General features: G+C 70.9%; 9 protein-coding genes. 5 read left to right on the top strand and 4 right to left on the bottom strand.

The genetic code is table 11. From position 1 onward, the window contains the following. Positions 1 to 10 precede the first annotated feature (10 nt). Positions 11 to 1,666 (bottom strand): thiamine pyrophosphate-binding protein, encoded by a 1,656-nt coding sequence (locus tag ACVW07_RS04185; protein WP_456818022.1) that lies wholly within the window; start codon positions 1,664 to 1,666, stop codon positions 11 to 13. 99 nt (positions 1,667 to 1,765) lie between these two features. Between ACVW07_RS04185 and ACVW07_RS04180 the strand changes: the two genes are divergently transcribed. Further along, positions 1,766 to 3,652 (top strand): FAD-binding monooxygenase, encoded by a 1,887-nt coding sequence (locus ACVW07_RS04180; RefSeq protein WP_456818021.1) that lies wholly within the window; start codon positions 1,766 to 1,768, stop codon positions 3,650 to 3,652. Positions 3,653 to 3,664: 12 nt separating this feature from the next. Here the strand turns inward: ACVW07_RS04180 and ACVW07_RS04175 are convergent, their stop codons facing one another. Continuing rightward, on the bottom strand, positions 3,665 to 4,558 hold the full coding sequence (locus ACVW07_RS04175) for a phenylalanine 4-monooxygenase (RefSeq protein WP_456818020.1): 894 nt from the start codon (positions 4,556 to 4,558) through the stop codon (positions 3,665 to 3,667). 126 nt (positions 4,559 to 4,684) lie between these two features. Between ACVW07_RS04175 and ACVW07_RS04170 the strand changes: the two genes are divergently transcribed. Together ACVW07_RS04170 and ACVW07_RS04165 are read left to right on the top strand one after the other, a co-directional pair. After that, positions 4,685 to 5,374, top strand: coding sequence for a helix-turn-helix transcriptional regulator (locus ACVW07_RS04170; protein ID WP_456818019.1), 690 nt, complete (start codon positions 4,685 to 4,687; stop codon positions 5,372 to 5,374). Positions 5,375 to 5,665: 291 nt separating this feature from the next. Then, positions 5,666 to 7,084, top strand: a complete 1,419-nt coding sequence (locus tag ACVW07_RS04165) for an endo-1,4-beta-xylanase (RefSeq protein ID WP_456818018.1) — start codon at positions 5,666 to 5,668, stop codon at positions 7,082 to 7,084. An 82-nt stretch (positions 7,085 to 7,166) separates the two neighbouring features. On the opposite strand, the gene ACVW07_RS04160 is transcribed toward ACVW07_RS04165, so the two are convergent. Together ACVW07_RS04160 and ACVW07_RS04155 are read right to left on the bottom strand one after the other, a co-directional pair. Beyond that, positions 7,167 to 8,873 carry a CocE/NonD family hydrolase gene (locus ACVW07_RS04160; RefSeq protein WP_456818017.1) on the bottom strand — a complete coding sequence of 569 codons (1,707 nt, stop codon included), beginning with the start codon at positions 8,871 to 8,873 and terminating at the stop codon, positions 7,167 to 7,169. Positions 8,874 to 9,194: 321 nt separating this feature from the next. Next, positions 9,195 to 10,667 carry an endo-1,4-beta-xylanase gene (locus ACVW07_RS04155; RefSeq protein ID WP_456818016.1) on the bottom strand — a complete coding sequence of 491 codons (1,473 nt, stop codon included), beginning with the start codon at positions 10,665 to 10,667 and terminating at the stop codon, positions 9,195 to 9,197. 543 nt (positions 10,668 to 11,210) lie between these two features. Here ACVW07_RS04155 and ACVW07_RS04150 point away from each other — a divergent pair. Both ACVW07_RS04150 and ACVW07_RS04145 read left to right on the top strand, forming a co-directional pair. Further along, positions 11,211 to 12,221: a LacI family DNA-binding transcriptional regulator gene (locus ACVW07_RS04150; protein ID WP_456821022.1), complete on the top strand. Its 1,011-nt coding sequence runs from the start codon at positions 11,211 to 11,213 to the stop codon at positions 12,219 to 12,221. 294 nt (positions 12,222 to 12,515) lie between these two features. Further along, positions 12,516 to 15,014: a non-reducing end alpha-L-arabinofuranosidase family hydrolase gene (locus ACVW07_RS04145; protein ID WP_456818015.1), complete on the top strand. Its 2,499-nt coding sequence runs from the start codon at positions 12,516 to 12,518 to the stop codon at positions 15,012 to 15,014. Positions 15,015 to 15,134: the final 120 nt, after the last annotated feature.

Genomic DNA, 15,134 nt, shown 5'->3' with positions numbered 1-15,134 from the left:
CGGTCCTCGGTCAGCCACCTGACCGGCAGATCTCCTCCCAGAACGGTGCGACCACGGTCCCGGAGATCCGCAGGTCGAGGAGCAGGAACGGCCGCTCCGTGGCGGCACGCCCGCGCCAGGACGTCAGCGCCTCGAGATCCTCCACCGACCGGACGACGACGCCCTGGGCCCCGAGCGCGGTGGCCACCCCGGCGAAGTCGACGTCGGGGATGAGCATCGGCTCCCGCGCGAGGCCCCTGCGCCCGTAGAGGTGCAGCTCCGCGCTGTACGCCCCGTCGTTCCAGACCACCGCGATGCCACGGCCTCCCGCGACCCGGACCGCGGACTCGAGGTCGGCGAGGGCCATGAGACCACCGCCGTCGCCGGTGGCGAGGACCACGGTGGTGTCGGGCCGGGCCAGCGCGGCCCCCACCATGCTGGGGAAGCCGAGCCCGATGGCCTGGAACGCGGTGCCGACCATCACCATCCGGTCCGGTGCGGACACGGGCCAGTACATGTTCGCCCAGCCGAGGAAGTGCCCGCCGTCGGAGACGACCACGCGGTCCTCGGGCAGCAGCTCGGCGAGGCGGGCCGCTGCCGAGCGCGGGTCGAGCCGCCCGTCCGGGGCGGTTCCGTCCCCTGGCTCGTGCCGCCGGGCGACGGTCAGGTCGACGGACTCGCGCCATCCGCTCGACGTGGCACCCGCGGGCGTGACGAGCTGCTCGAGGATCGCGGCCGCGACGACCGCGGCGTCCCCGCGGACGTACCCGGCGACGTGCGGGTGGGTCGCCGCGGGTGCCACATCGACCTGGAACACCCGGCACCCGGGGGCGAAGAGGTCGCCGAACCGCATCGTGAACTGGTTGAGCGCGGCCCCGACGACGACCGCGACGTCGGCCTCGCGCACGATCGCCATCGCCGCGGAGGCGCCGAACCCGCCCGCGACACCGAGGTCGAACTCCGCCCGGGGGAACACGCCCCGGCCGAGGGCCGTCGTCGCCGTCAGCGCACCGGTGGCGTCAGCGACGGCGCCGAGGGTCTCGCCCGCGCCGGCCACCCAGGCGCCGCGTCCCGCGAGGAGCAGCGGTCTCCGGGCGGTCGCGAGCGCTGCGGCGACCTCCCGCACGACGCCGTCGGCGAACGCCCCGCGCACGGCGAGCGGCTCGGGCACGCGTGGCGTCGGTGTCTCGGGCACCGGGCCGGTGTCGAGGGTCGCGACGTCGTAGGGGATCGCCAGCACGGTGGGCACGCGGTAGGTCAACGCGTGCTCGACGGCGATGACGGTGGTGGCCGCGGCATCCGTGCGGCCGACGGTGTAGGTGCGCGCGCCCACGGCGGACGCCATCGCGATCTGGTCGACGTCCCACGGTCGCGGACCCGACGTGGGCTCGTCGCCCACGACGAGCACGAGCGGCACGTGGGCCTGCACGGCCTCGGCGAGGGCGGTGAGCGTGTTGGTGAATCCCGCCCCGTACGTCGTGGTCGCCGCGGCGAGCCGACCGGACGCGCGGTGGAAGGCGTCGGCGGCGACGACGGCACCGGCCTCGTGCCGCACGGCGACGAAGCGGGCCCCGGTCTGGCACGTCAGGGAGTCGACGAAGTACGCGTTGCCGTTGCCCATGACCCCGAACACGTGGTCGACGTGGGCGGCGAGCGTGACCGCGACGTGCGCGGAAACCGTCGGCATGGGGCAGCGCCTCCCGGACGGGTCGACCGCGTCGTCGCGGCCTGGGAGGGATAATATACGATCCGTCGCACCTCGACATCGGCGTCAGGGGAGTCGGACATGCAGTTCCACCACCATGGCTACGTCTCGGGCGATCCCCGGGTCCAGCCCGCGGCCGGCGTCGGGCTCGACCGGCCCGACGAGCTCCCCGACGAGGTGGACGTCCTGATCGTCGGTGCGGGCCCGGCGGGGATGATCGCGGCCGCCCAGCTCTCCCGGTTCCCGTCGGTCAGCACGCGGATCGTCGAGCGCCGCGCGGGGCGGCTCGCCATCGGGCAGGCCGACGGCATCCAGGCGCGCAGCGTCGAGACGTTCCAGGCGTTCGGGTTCGCCGGCAGGATCGCCGAGGAGGCGTACCGCATCACGGAGATGTCCTTCTGGCACCCGGACCCCGCCGACCCGTCGCGCATCGTGCGCGGAGAGCGGCCGCCCGACGACCCCCGCGGGATCAGCGAGTTCCCCCACCTCATCGTCAACCAGGCCCGAGTGCTCGACTACTTCGCCGAGTACATGGCCTGCTCACCGAGCCGGCTGGCGCCCGACTACGGCTACGAGCTCCGCGGCCTCGCACGCTCCGACGACCACGTCACGGTCACGCTCGTGCGGACCGCGGGGGAGCGGGCCGGGGAGGAGAAGGAGGTGCGAGCGAAGTACGTCCTGGGAGCCGACGGTGCCCAGAGCCGGGTGCGGGCCGCCATCGGCTGCACCATGGAGGGCACCTCGGCGTTCCACGCCTGGGGCGTCATGGACGTCCTCGCCGTCACCGACTTCCCGGACATCCGCCTCAAGTGCGCGATCCAGTCCGGTGCCGGCGGCAGCATCCTCCTCATCCCGCGCGAGGGCGGCCACCTGTTCCGCATGTACGTCGACCTCGGGGAGGTCGACCCCGGCGCCCACCACGAGGTGCGCAGCACCACGATCGAGCAGATCGTCGCGCGGGCGCAGGACATCCTGCGCCCCTACACGCTCGACGTGCGCGACGTCGCATGGCACAGCGTGTACGAGGTGGGGCACCGGCTGACCGACCGGTTCGACGACGTCCGCGTGGCCGAGACCGGCGCTCGCGCGCCCCGGGTGTTCATCGCCGGTGACGCCTGCCACACCCACAGCGCCAAGGCCGGTCAGGGCATGAACGTCTCCATGCAGGACGGCTTCAACCTGGGGTGGAAGCTGGGGTACGTCCTGACGGGCCGCAGTCCTGAGAGCCTGCTCGCCACGTACTCCGCCGAACGTCAGGTGGTCGCGCAGCACCTCATCGACTTCGACAAGGAGTGGTCCACGCTCATGGCGACGCCGCCGGAGGAGCTCGGGGACCCGGGCCGGCTCGCCGACTTCTACGTGCGGACCACGGAGTTCCTGTTCGGGTTCATGACGCAGTACCCGCGCTCGATGGTCGTCGACGAGCCGACCCACCAGGCGCTCGCCACCGGGTTCCCGGTGGGGAAGCGGTTCAAGTCGGCCGCCGTCGTCCGCGTCGCCGACGCGAACCCCCTGCACCTCGGGCACCAGCACCTCGCCGACGGGCGCTGGCGCGTGTACGCGTTCGCCGACCGGGACGCCTCCGCGCTCGCGGCATGGGCCGGCTGGATGGTCACAGCGCCGGACTCTCCGGTGCTCGCGCACACGCGGCAGGGGGAGCAGCTCGACGCCGTGCTCGACGTGAAGGTCGTCTACCAGCAGCCGCACCTCGACGTCGACATCTCGGCCGTGCCGTTGCTCTTCCTGCCCCGCACCGGCCCCTTCGAGCTCGTCGACTACGAGAAGGTGTTCGCCACCCACCCCGCCGACGACGTCTTCGAGCTGCGTGGCGTGGACCGAGCCGGGTGCGTCGTCGTCGTCCGGCCCGACCAGTACGTCGCGGCGGTGCTGCCGCTCGACGCCACGGACGAGCTCGCGGCGTTCTTCCGGCAGCACCTGATCACGCATGCCCGCCGACCGGTCGAGTGACCCGTCAATGGCTCAGGTCGAGGCGGCCTCGCGCGCGAGCCGGGCCGGGGTGTCGTCGTCGAACTCGGCGAAGAACCCGCCCACGCGATCGGTGAGCTCGCCCATGCCGTCGCACGCGAACAGGACGGGCTGGTAGTGGCTGATGTCGTACTCCAGCGTCGCCATCTGGTGGAAGTCGACGGGACGGACGTCGGCCCCACGGAACTCCTCGATCTCGCCGTAGGAGGAGAGCAGGCCCGCACCGTACGCACGGAGCTCGCCGTCCTGGTACATCACGCCGAACTCGATGGTGAACCAGAACACGTCGGCCACGTACTGCAGGCCCTCGGGCGTCTCGCACCGTCGCGCCGCCTCGCCCGCGCGACGCTTGACGTCGGCGACCGCCGGGTCGGCGAGGAGATTGCAGTGCCCCACGACCTCGTGGAGGATGTCCGGCTCGGGCGTGTAGAGCGGCTGCGACGGGTGGCGCAGGTACTGGGTGGAGTGGAAGACGCCGTCCGCGAGCGACCCGTAGAAGACGTCGAGCGGCACCAGGCCCGCAGCCGGATGCAGCTGGAAGCCGCTCAGCGGCCTCAGGCCCGCGCTCACCTCGTCGAGCTGCGGCACATGGTCGGTGGGCAGCCCGAGCGCCTCCTTGCCCTCGAGGAAACCGCGGATCGCGAGGCGCTCGTGCTTCGGCGCGAGCTCACGGCAGACGGTCTGCCAGATCTCGTTCTCGGACTCGGTGTAGTCCACGCGCGGCACCGGCTCCCCGGGTCGCCATGCGAGCGCCGGGGCGGCGATCTCGTTCCGGCGGCGCCGGTACGCGTCGTCCTGGGCGCCGGGGTGGTCGTCCGCGAGGTGCACGGTGGCCTTGCCGTCCTCGTCCGCGGTGACGGGGGCGTAGAGCTGGCCCTCTTCGAACATCGATCCGTTCTACGCCGGTCGTCGGAGCGGCGCATCTCCCGGACGTTCCGGTGTGCGCCGGGGGCGGTGGAGCGTCTTCCAGCAGCCAAATCTGTCGACGATAGAGTGTGCGGCGGAGGTGCGTCCATGTCGGAGGACTTCACGGCGGATGCGGCCAGGATCGCCGCGCTCGGAGAGCCGGTGCGCCGAGAGCTCTACCGCTTCGTCGTGGCGCAGGACGAGCCGGTCAGCCGGGACAAGGCGGCGAGCGGCACCGGCGTCCCGCACCACGTCGCCAAGTTCAACCTGGACAGGCTCGTCGCCGCAGGGCTGCTGGACGTCGAGTACCGGCGTCCCCCCGGCCGCGGCGGCCCCGGGGCGGGTCGTCCCGCCAAGCTGTACCGGCGTGCTGCCCGGGAGGTGGCGGTCAGCCTGCCGGAACGCCGGTACGACCTCGCGGGCCATGTCCTGGCCGAGGCGATCACCGTCGCCGACCGTGATCGCATCCCGGTCGCTGACGCCGTCCGGACGGCCGCCCGGGCAACGGGCCGCAGTCTGGGCGAAGCCGCCGGCGGTGACGTCGACGAGGCCGTACCGGCTCGCGACCGCGTCAGCCAGGTCCTGGCCCGTCACGGGTACGAGCCGCGCACGGTCGAGGGTGAGGTGGTCCTGGCCAACTGCCCGTTCCATCGGCTCGCTGCGGACTACACCGGTCTGGTGTGCGACATGAATCGGGACCTGGTCCACGGCGTCATCGACGCGGTCTGCCCGGGGGCGCTGTCAGCGCGGTTGAGTCCTGGCCCGGACCGCTGTTGCGTCTCCGTCGGCGAGCCGTGAGCGGTCGGGGCCTGGCTCGAAAGCGAAGGTGCTCCGCCACGATAGTTGCGGCTCTCCGGGACCTCGCGGTCGAAGTTGGCCAGCATTCGACCGAGTCTGCAGGGCAGTCGACGGGCAATTTATCGATCAAATACCCGTCTACATCGATGCACAACACTCGATAGAGTGACAAAACGTTTCACACCAGGTATCGCAAGTATGGGATCGCTCCCGCGGCTTGCTCTGCCCCTAGCAGTAGCGCAGGGTGCATGCGCCGGCGATCAGCCGACGCATGCATCTCAAGGAGGATCAATGACGACCCCACGACTCCGGCTCCGCCGCGGACGTCTCGCCGCCGCTACGGGCGGCCTCGCTGTGGCCGCCCTCACCCTGACGCTCGCGGCCCTGCCGGCTGAGGCTGCCGGCAGCACCCTGCAGGCCGCGGCCGGCGGGACCGGCCGCTACTTCGGTACCGCGATCGCCGCGAGCAAGCTCTCGAACTCGACCTACAGCACGATCGCGAACCGTGAGTTCAACATGATCACGGCCGAGAACGAGATGAAGGCCGACGCGACCGAGCCGAACCAGAACCAGTTCAACTTCACCAGCGGCGACCAGATCCTGAACTGGGCCGCCAGCAACGGCAAGAAGGTCCGCGGCCACGCCCTGGCCTGGTACTCCCAGCAGCCCGGCTGGATGCAGAACATGTCCGGCACCTCGCTGCGCAACGCGATGCTCAACCACGTCACCCAGGTCGCCACCCACTACAAGGGCAAGGTCTACGCCTGGGACGTGGTCAACGAGGCGTTCCAGGACGGCAGCTCCGGCGCGCGTCGTGACTCCAACCTGCAGCGCACCGGCAACGACTGGATCGAGGCCGCGTTCAAGGCCGCCCGCGCCGCCGACCCCAACGCCAAGCTCTGCTACAACGACTACAACACCGACAACTGGTCGGACGCCAAGACCCAGGCCGTGTACAACATGGTCAAGGACTTCAAGTCCCGCGGCGTGCCGATCGACTGCGTCGGGTTCCAGGCCCACTTCAACTCCCAGAGCCCGGTCCCCTCGAACTACGACACCACGCTGCGCAACTTCGCCAACCTCGGCGTCGACGTGCAGATCACCGAGCTCGACATCGAGGGCTCCGGCACCAACCAGGCCCAGCAGTTCCAGGGCGTCGTGCAGGCCTGCCTGTCCGTCTCGCGCTGCACCGGCATCACCGTCTGGGGCGTGCGCGACTCGGACTCCTGGCGCTCCTCGGGCACCCCGCTGCTGTTCGACAGCTCGGGCAACAAGAAGACCGCCTACACCTACGTCCTCAACGCCCTGAACGCGGGCAGCACCACCAACCCGACGCAGGAGCCCACGTCGTCGCCGACGTCCTCCCCGACGTCGTCCCCGACCACGTCGCCGACCACGCCTTCCTCGGGCAACCCGAGCTGCACCGCGACGTACTCCGAGGGCGAGAAGTGGAACGACCGCTTCAACGGCACGGTCACCATCCGCGCCAACACGAACATCAGCAGCTGGCAGTCCGCCGTGACGGTGAGCTACCCGCAGCGGATCACCGCGACGTGGAACGGGACGCCGAGCTGGCCCTCGTCCAACGTCATGGTCATGAAGCCGAGCGGCAGCGGTGCGCTCTCGGCAGGGCAGACCGTCTCGTTCGGGTTCACCGTGCAGCACGGTGGCAACTGGACGTGGCCCAGCGTGACGTGCTCGGCCTCCTGACCGTCTGACGCACGCTGACAGAGCCCGTCGGGTGCGGCACCGCTGGTGCCGCACCCGACGGGCTCTCGCCGTCCGGTCCTTGTCAGCCGGTGCGCGAGGGGTCGTCCAGGACCGCCGGGAGCACCAGCCTGGAGTGGTGGCGGCCGTCGTGGTGCACCTGCTGGTGCGCCCGACGGTAGAGGTGCGAGGGCGTGACCCCGGCGGCGGTGCCGGTGCCGGGATTCACGTCGAAGCGCGGGAAGTTCGAGCTCGAGACGTCCAGCCGCAGACGGTGGCCCGCCGCGAACGTCTGGGCGGTGGCCCCGAGCTCGACGACGACCTCGCGCACCTCGCCCGGCGGGACGAGGCCGCCCAGGACCGCCCGGACCCGCGCGATCCCGTCCACCACGGCCATGGCGGAGCCGTCGGGGTGCAGGTCGACCAGCTTCGCCGTCCAGTCGGTGTCCACCGCGTCCGTCGACGCGAACAGGTGGACGACCACGTCACCGATGACGGTGAGGTCGTGGTCGAGCGGTGCTGACACGAAGCGCAGCACGTCGGACCGGCCGTCCAGGGAGGACTGGTCCCACGGTCCTGCTCCTCGGGCGGCCTCGCCGCGGTCGAAGAGGTTGGGCCCTCCGACCGTCGGGACAGGGTCGTGCGGGTCGAAGTCGAAGGTCGACGGCGCGGCAGCACCCTCGACGGCCTCCGGTGCCAGGGCGCCGGCGGGTGCCAGGTGGAACAGGGCAGGCGTCGCGCGTGCGGGGGGCCACTCGTCGAAGTCCCGCCAGGCGTTCTCGCCCATCACGAACACCCGGACCCGCGGCCCGCTCGAGCGAGCAGGCTCCCCGTGGGCGTGGGCGGCCAGGAATGCCACACCCTGCGCGCCCAGCTCCTCGGCCCCCCGTGCGGCCGCGCGGCCGTAGTCGATCTCGCCCATCGCTCGCCCGGGGGCACCGTGGCCCCACGGGCCGACGACCAGCCGGGAGGCGGGGTGGTTCGAGATCCCGAACTGGCGCAGCGTGAGGTCGCGGAACAGGTCGTGCCAGCCGGCGACGAACAGTGTCGGCACCGCGGGTCGGGGCGCGAGGGCGCGCTCCGCCCACCACGGATCGCCGGCGTCGTGAGTCACCCAGTCGCGCCACGCCGGGAAGCGCCGGTCGAGCACGGGGACGTCGCGGAGCGGAGCCGACCGGGCCGCCGCATCCAGGTCCTCCGCGAGCGCCTCCCACTGCCCGAGCTCGGCGGCCACGTCCTCACCGGCGGCGCCGGCGGCACCGGCGCGCAGGATCTCGCCCCGGCTCATCGCCGTCGCCCAGTTCAGCGCCGAGCCGAGCACCAGTGCACCGCCGCGGTACGTCACCTCCTCGGGATCGCCGGGAACCACAGCCAGATGCATGGCCCGCAGAGCGGGATGCGCGGCGGACGCCAGGAACAGCAACGTCTGGGCGAGGTACGACCGCCCCCACCCGACGACCGAGCCTGCGGACCACGGCTGTCGGCTGCACCAGTCCAGGACGTCGCGCGCGTCCTCGACATGGTGCTGCCAGGGGACGAACGTGCCCTCGGACCCGCCGGTCCCTCGCAGGGCGACGACCACGACCGCCATTCCCTGCTCGACGAGTGCCTGGTCCGCCATCTCCTGGCGGGCGGCGTCCACGGGGTAGGGGGTGAGGGCGAGCACGACGGGCACCGTCCCGGGACCGGCCGGTCGGTGGACCGTGGCGCGCAGCGTCGTCCCGTCGGTCAGGAGGACGGGGACGTCCGCCTCGACGACGTGTGCGGCCGTGGTCGGCGAAGTCGCCCTCACCGGGTGCCCGCGCAGGGTTCCGGGCGGACGGTGTCGATCAGGAACGCGTGGGTCACGGTCACCTCTCGGTCTCGGGTCTGGAGCGCGGAGCGGCACGCGATGTGCGCCCCGGTCGTCGATCATCGCGCACGGTCGACCCTGTGCCGGGCTCCGCACCCGCGCGCCGACAGCTCGGCTCCGTGACCCGGGCGGCACGCGGCCGCCGGCCGAGCAGGTTCGCTCGGCCGGCGGTCTGTGGGTTGCGACGTGCCGTCCCGAAGCGAGACCCGGGCCAGGGCGGGGTGCGCCGCCCTCACCATCACGGCGCTGCCGCGGCGTCCGTCAGCCGACCTTCACCAGCTGCCACTGCTGGTTGGCACCACCCCAGCTGGTGTACTGGACGATCGCGGCGCCGTCCGCGGCCGAGGCGCCCTGCACCTCGAGCGCCTTGCCGGAGCCACGGCTGACGAGTGTCACGTAGCCGCCGGAGACGTCGACCACCTGCCACTGCTGGTTGGTCCCGTTGTTGTCGGACCACTGGACGATCGCGGCACCGTCGCTGGTCGACCGGCCGTAGACGTCCAGCACCTTGCCGGAGAGGTTCGAGCGCACCCGGTAGTAGCCGTCGCCGGAGTCGACGAACCTCCACTGCTGGTTGGTGGCGTTGCTGCGGGCCCACTGCGTGATCCGGGCACCGTCGTTCGTCGCGAAGTCGTAGACGTCCAACGCCTTGCCGCTGGTGCGGTTCACCAGGACGTACGACGCGCTGGTGTCCACCGTGGAGCCGGTGTCCGGCGTGCCGATCGACAGCGCGTTCTGCACGGCGGTGTAGGCGGCCTTCTTGTTGCCGGAGCCGTCGAAGAGCAGGGGGTTATCCCCGGTGCGCCAGGAGTCCGAGTCGCGGACGCCCCACACCGTGATGCCGGTGCAGCGGCTGACATTGAGGCACGCCCGGGTGACGCTGCCGTAGATGTTCGCCTGGTTGCCGCCCTGGGCGACGTCGAGCTCGGTGATCTGCACGTCCACACCGAGGTCGGCGAAGCGCTGCAGGTTCGCCTGGTAGTCGCTGGGGATGCCGGAGCCGAGGTGGCTCTGGAACCCGACGCAGTCGATCGGCACGCCGCGGGACTTGAAGTCGCGCACCATGGCGTACACGCCCGTGGACTTCGCGTTGATCCCGTCGGTGTTGTAGTCGTTGTAGCAGAGCTTGGCGTTCGGGTCGGCGGAGCGGGCGGTGCGGAACGCGACCTCGATCCAGTCGTTGCCGGTGCGCTGCAGGTTGGAGTCGCGCCGGCCCCCGGAGCCGTTGTCGGAGTACGCCTCGTTGACGACGTCCCAGGCGTAGACCTTGCCCTTGTAGTGGGTGGCGACCTGGGTGATGTGGTTGATCATCGCGCTGCGCAGGCTGGACCCGGACATGTTCTGCATCCACGTCGGCTGCTGCCCGTGCCACGCCAGGGTGTGGCCGCGTACCCGCTTCCCGTTGCTGGTGGCCCAGCTGAGGATCCGGTCGCCGTTGGTGAAGCTGAACTGGTTCTGGACCGGCTCGGTCGCGTCCATCTTCATCTCGTTCTCGGCCGTGACCATGGTGAACTCACGGTTCGCGATCGTCGTGTACGCCGAGTCGCCCAGCCTGCCACCGGCGATGGCGGTGCCGAAGTACCGGCCCCGCTCGGCGGCTGAGGCGCCGAGCGTCGATGCAGCCGCGGCCGGTTGCGCGACCGCGACCATGCCGGCGACGAGGCCGACGCCGACGAGCAGCGCGGTGGTGCGGCGGCGGGCGTGCCGGCGTCGCGCGGAGGTGGTGGGAGTCACGAGTCGCTCATCTCTCTCGTCGGGTCGTGCTGGACGTGCCGGACACCGACCCGTGGGCCGGCGACGCGGGTGGTGGGTGACTGGCGCTCCGGGGTGATGCGGTCGAGGCGCCGGGCGATGGTCGGTCGCCGGGCCGTCGATGTGGGGGCCGGCCCGAACGGGGCGGCACCGGGACGGTCAGGGACCGGACGTGCGCCTCCAGCAGCGAGCGTCATTGCTCCTCCGACTCCTCGGCACCCGTCACGGGGCGCCTTCGCGGTGCTGCGCGGTCGTCGCCGTGAGACATTCCCGACCTACGCTCCGCACCACGCCGTGTGAGCGTTCACACGACGTCCTGTGACGTGCGTCCGGACGGCCTGGGAACTGTGGGCACACTGCCACCCGGCACGATCTGGCCACCAGACGTCTGAACCGATTCGTCCTCGGCGAGAGGGTGACCGCCCGCCGTGCTCAGCGTGCTCCGCTACGCTGGCGCACCGCGGGCGGCTGTCGCTGCTCCCACCAGGGGCGTGCCGCGACGTCGAAGGGGTGCATGTGGCAACGATGGCGGACGTCGCCCGACTCGCCGGCGTCTCGGTGAAGACGGTCTCGAACGTCATCAACGGCTACCTGTACATCCGCGACTCCACGCGCGATCGCGTGCAGGTCGCCATCGACACCCTCGGGTACGAGGTCAACGTCACGGCCCGGAACCTGCGTGCAGGTCGGACGGGTGTCATCGGGCTGGCCGTCCCGGAACTGGCGCAGCCCTACTTCGCCGAGCTCGCCGACGAGGTGCTCGCTGCGGCGCGGGAGCGGGGGATGCAGGTCCTCATCGAGCCCACCGGGTTCAGCCGGGACAAAGAGCTCGCCGCGCTCCGCAGGCCCCGCCAGCGTCTGATCGACGGCCTGCTGTTCAGCCCGGTCGCGATGGACCCCGACGACGCCGAGCTGCTCGCCGTCGACTACCCGCTGGTGCTGCTCGGCGAACAGATCTTCTCGTCGTCGGTGGACCACGTGACGATGCGCAACACCGAGGGCGCCCGCGCTGCCACGGAGCTGCTGCTCGACGCCGGACGCCGGCGGATCGCCGTGCTCGGGGCGCCCCACGAGCACGCCCGCGGGACGTCCCTCCTGAGGTTCGAGGGCTACCGCCAGGCGCTGGAGGCGCACGGTATCGAGATCGACAGCCGGCTGGTGGCGTGGACGGACCAGGGGTGGCACCGGGCCAACGGCGCTCAGGCGATCGGAGCCGTGCTGGCGAGCGGGGTCGAGCCCGACGGGGTGGTGGCGTTCAACGACGCGCTCGCGATCGGTGCCATGCACGAGCTGAGGGTCCGTGGGCTCGACATCCCCGGTGACGTGGCGGTCGTCGGCTTCGACGACACCGAGGACGCCCGGTTCACCTTGCCGTCCCTCACCACCGTCGACCCAGGACGGCGAGAGATCGCCGAGGTCGCGGTCGACGTGCTCCACCGGCGCCTCCAGGGCGACGGCATCGCCGCCGGGCCCGTGCTCCACTTCGCGAAGATGCGCCTCGTCGAACGGGAGAGCACCCCGCCCCGCGGCGGCTGATCTCGCAGAGCGCGACGACCTCGGGCGTGCCGATTCCGCTCCTGAAATGATTCGTCCGTGGCTTCGATATCGATATCGCGCCAGTGTGAGCGCTAACAGTGCGGGCTAGAGCGACTCGCGCCCACCGTCACCTCGTCGCAGCCGCTGTGGTCCGCGACGCCGGAGGCGGAGGGGGTGACGTCGACGCGTCGGCACCCCGTGCGCGGTGGTCACGCGTGCGCTCGGAGTCGCGCGTGGCACCGCTGGTCGTCAGCGTCATCCGTCACCTGGCGGGTGCCAACAGAGAGGCGCCACATGAGATCGACCCCGGCACGCGCGAGGACCGCCCTCGTCGCAGCGACACTGGCTGTCGCCACCACCGTCACCTGTCTGGTCGCCGCGCAGTCCGCCCAGGCGGCCGAGAGCACCCTGGGTGCGGCTGCGGCGCAGAGCGGCCGGTACTTCGGTACCGCGGTCGCAGGCAGCAGGCTGAGCAACTCGGCGTACTCGACGATCGCCAACCGTGAGTTCAACATGATCACGGCCGAGAACGAGATGAAGCAGGACGCGACCGAGCCGAACCAGAACCAGTTCAGCTTCAGCAGCGGCGACCAGATCCTCAACTGGGCGACCAGCAACGGCAAGAAGGTCCGCGGTCACACCCTGGCCTGGTACTCCCAGCAGCCCACGTGGATGCAGCGGATGGAGGGGTCGTCGCTGCGCAGCGCGATGATCAACCACATCACCCAGGTCGCCACCCACTACAAGGGCAAGGTCTACGCCTGGGACGTGGTCAACGAGGCGTTCGAGGACGGCGGCTCCGGCGCGCGCCGGAACTCGAACCTGCAGCGCACGGGCAACGACTGGATCGAGGTCGCGTTCAAGACGGCCCGGGCCGCGGACCCGAACGCCAAGCTCTGCTACAACGACTACAACACCGACAAGTGGTCGGACGCCAAGACCCAGGGCGTCTACAACATGGTCAAGGACTTCAAGTCGCGCGGCGTGCCGATCGACTGCGTCGGGTTCCAGTCGCACTTCAACTCGAACAGCCCGGTCCCGTCGGACTACAAGACGACCCTGCAGAACTTCGCCGACCTCGGCGTCGAGGTGCAGATCACCGAGCTGGACATCGAGGGCTCGGGCTCCGCGCAGGCGCAGAACTACCAGAACGTGGTGAACGCGTGCCTGGCCGTGACCAAGTGCGCCGGCATCACGGTGTGGGGCGTGCGTGACTCGGACTCGTGGCGTTCCTCGGCCACGCCGCTGCTGTTCGACGGCTCGGGCAACAAGAAGGCCGCCTACACCTCGGTGCTGAACGCCCTCAACGCGGTCAACCCCACCACGCCGAACCCGACGACGCCGAACCCGACGACGCCGAACCCGACGACGCCGAACCCGACCACGCCCAACCCGACCACGCCGAACCCGGGCACGGGCTGCACGGTCACGTACGCCGCGCCGAGCCAGTGGAACGTGGGCTTCACCGCCGGCGTGAAGATCACCAACCTCGGTCCGGCGATCAACGGCTGGACGCTGACCTGGTCGTTCCCGGGCAACCAGACGATCACCCAGGCCTGGAGCACCAGCGCCAGCCAGAGCGGCTCGCGGGTCACCGCGAAGAACGTCGACTACAACCGCACGATCGCCACCGGGGCGACCGTCGAGTTCGGGTTCAACGGCGCGTACAGCGGCAGCAACCCTGCCCCGACGTCGTTCGAGCTCAACGGCACCGTGTGCAACGGGACCGTCGGCCCGACGCCGAGCGCGACCCCGACACCGACCCCCACGCCGACCACCGACCCGACGACGGAGCCCACTCCCACCCCGACGGTCACCCCCACCACGCCGACCGGGACCCTGCCGTCGACCTTCAGCTGGTCGTCGAGCGGCGTCCTCATCAGCCCCAAGCCGGACAGCTCGCACTCCGTGGCGGGCGTCAAGGACCCGTCCGTGGTGTACGCGGACGGCAAGTGGCACGTGTTCGCCTCGACCGCGAACGCCAACGGCTACAGCCTCCAGTACACGAGCTTCTCGGACTGGTCCCAGGCTTCCTCCGCGACGCCGTACTACCTCGACAAGTCGGGCATCGGCACGGGCTACCGGGCCGCGCCGCAGGTGTTCTACTTCGCGCCGCAGAAGCTCTGGTACCTCGTCTACCAGACAGGCAACGCCTCCTACTCGACGACGACCAACATCTCCGACCCGTCGTCGTGGTCGGCACCGAAGAACTTCTACTCGTCCCAGCCGCAGATCATCACCGACAACATCGGCAGCGGCTACTGGGTGGACTTCTGGACCGTGTGCGACTCGGCCAAGTGCTACCTGTTCTCGTCCGACGACAACGGGCACCTGTACCGCTCGGAGACGTCGCTGTCGAGCTTCCCCAACGGGTTCACCAACACGGTGATCGCGATGCAGGACTCCGACAAGTACCGCCTCTTCGAGGCCTCGAACGTGTACAAGATCGCCGGCCAGGACCAGTACCTCATGCTGGTCGAAGCCATCGGCTCGGACGGGAAGCGCTACTTCCGGTCGTGGACGTCGCCCTCGATCGCCGGGACGTGGACCGCGTTGGCGGACTCCGAGTCGAACCCGTTCGCCCGGGCCAGCAACGTGACGTTCCCTGCCGGCGCCTGGACCAAGGACATCAGCCACGGCGAGATGATCCGTTCCGGCACCGACCAGACCATGGAGATCAACCCGTGCGGGATGCGGTACCTCTACCAGGGCATGGACCCGAGCGCGTCGGGGGACTACAACTCCCTCCCGTGGCGGCTCGGACTGCTGACGCAGACCGGCTCGACCTGCTGACACGGCCGCTCGACCGTCGCCCGGCCCTCACGTGAGGGCCGGGCACGGCCGCCCGCTCGCCTGAACGACGGCTGCCGCCCCCGAGGCGGCAGCCGTCGTTCGTCGTGCGAGGACCGTCCG

It is taken from the genome of Cellulomonas sp. URHB0016 (assembly GCF_054057935.1).
Note: the sequence above shows the minus strand (reverse complement) of the source record. Positions and strands in the feature narration are given on the sequence as shown.

Coding starts and splice junctions, on each gene's coding strand:
- ACVW07_RS04180 (WP_456818021.1), top strand. CDS start 1,766: ATGCAGTTCCACCACCATGGCTACGTCTCGGGCGATCCCCGGGTCCAG.
- ACVW07_RS04175 (WP_456818020.1), bottom strand. CDS start 4,558: ATGTTCGAAGAGGGCCAGCTCTACGCCCCCGTCACCGCGGACGAGGAC.
- ACVW07_RS04170 (WP_456818019.1), top strand. CDS start 4,685: ATGTCGGAGGACTTCACGGCGGATGCGGCCAGGATCGCCGCGCTCGGA.
- ACVW07_RS04145 (WP_456818015.1), top strand. CDS start 12,516: ATGAGATCGACCCCGGCACGCGCGAGGACCGCCCTCGTCGCAGCGACA.
- ACVW07_RS04150 (WP_456821022.1), top strand. CDS start 11,211: ATGGCGGACGTCGCCCGACTCGCCGGCGTCTCGGTGAAGACGGTCTCG.
- ACVW07_RS04185 (WP_456818022.1), bottom strand. CDS start 1,666: ATGCCGACGGTTTCCGCGCACGTCGCGGTCACGCTCGCCGCCCACGTC.
- ACVW07_RS04165 (WP_456818018.1), top strand. CDS start 5,666: ATGACGACCCCACGACTCCGGCTCCGCCGCGGACGTCTCGCCGCCGCT.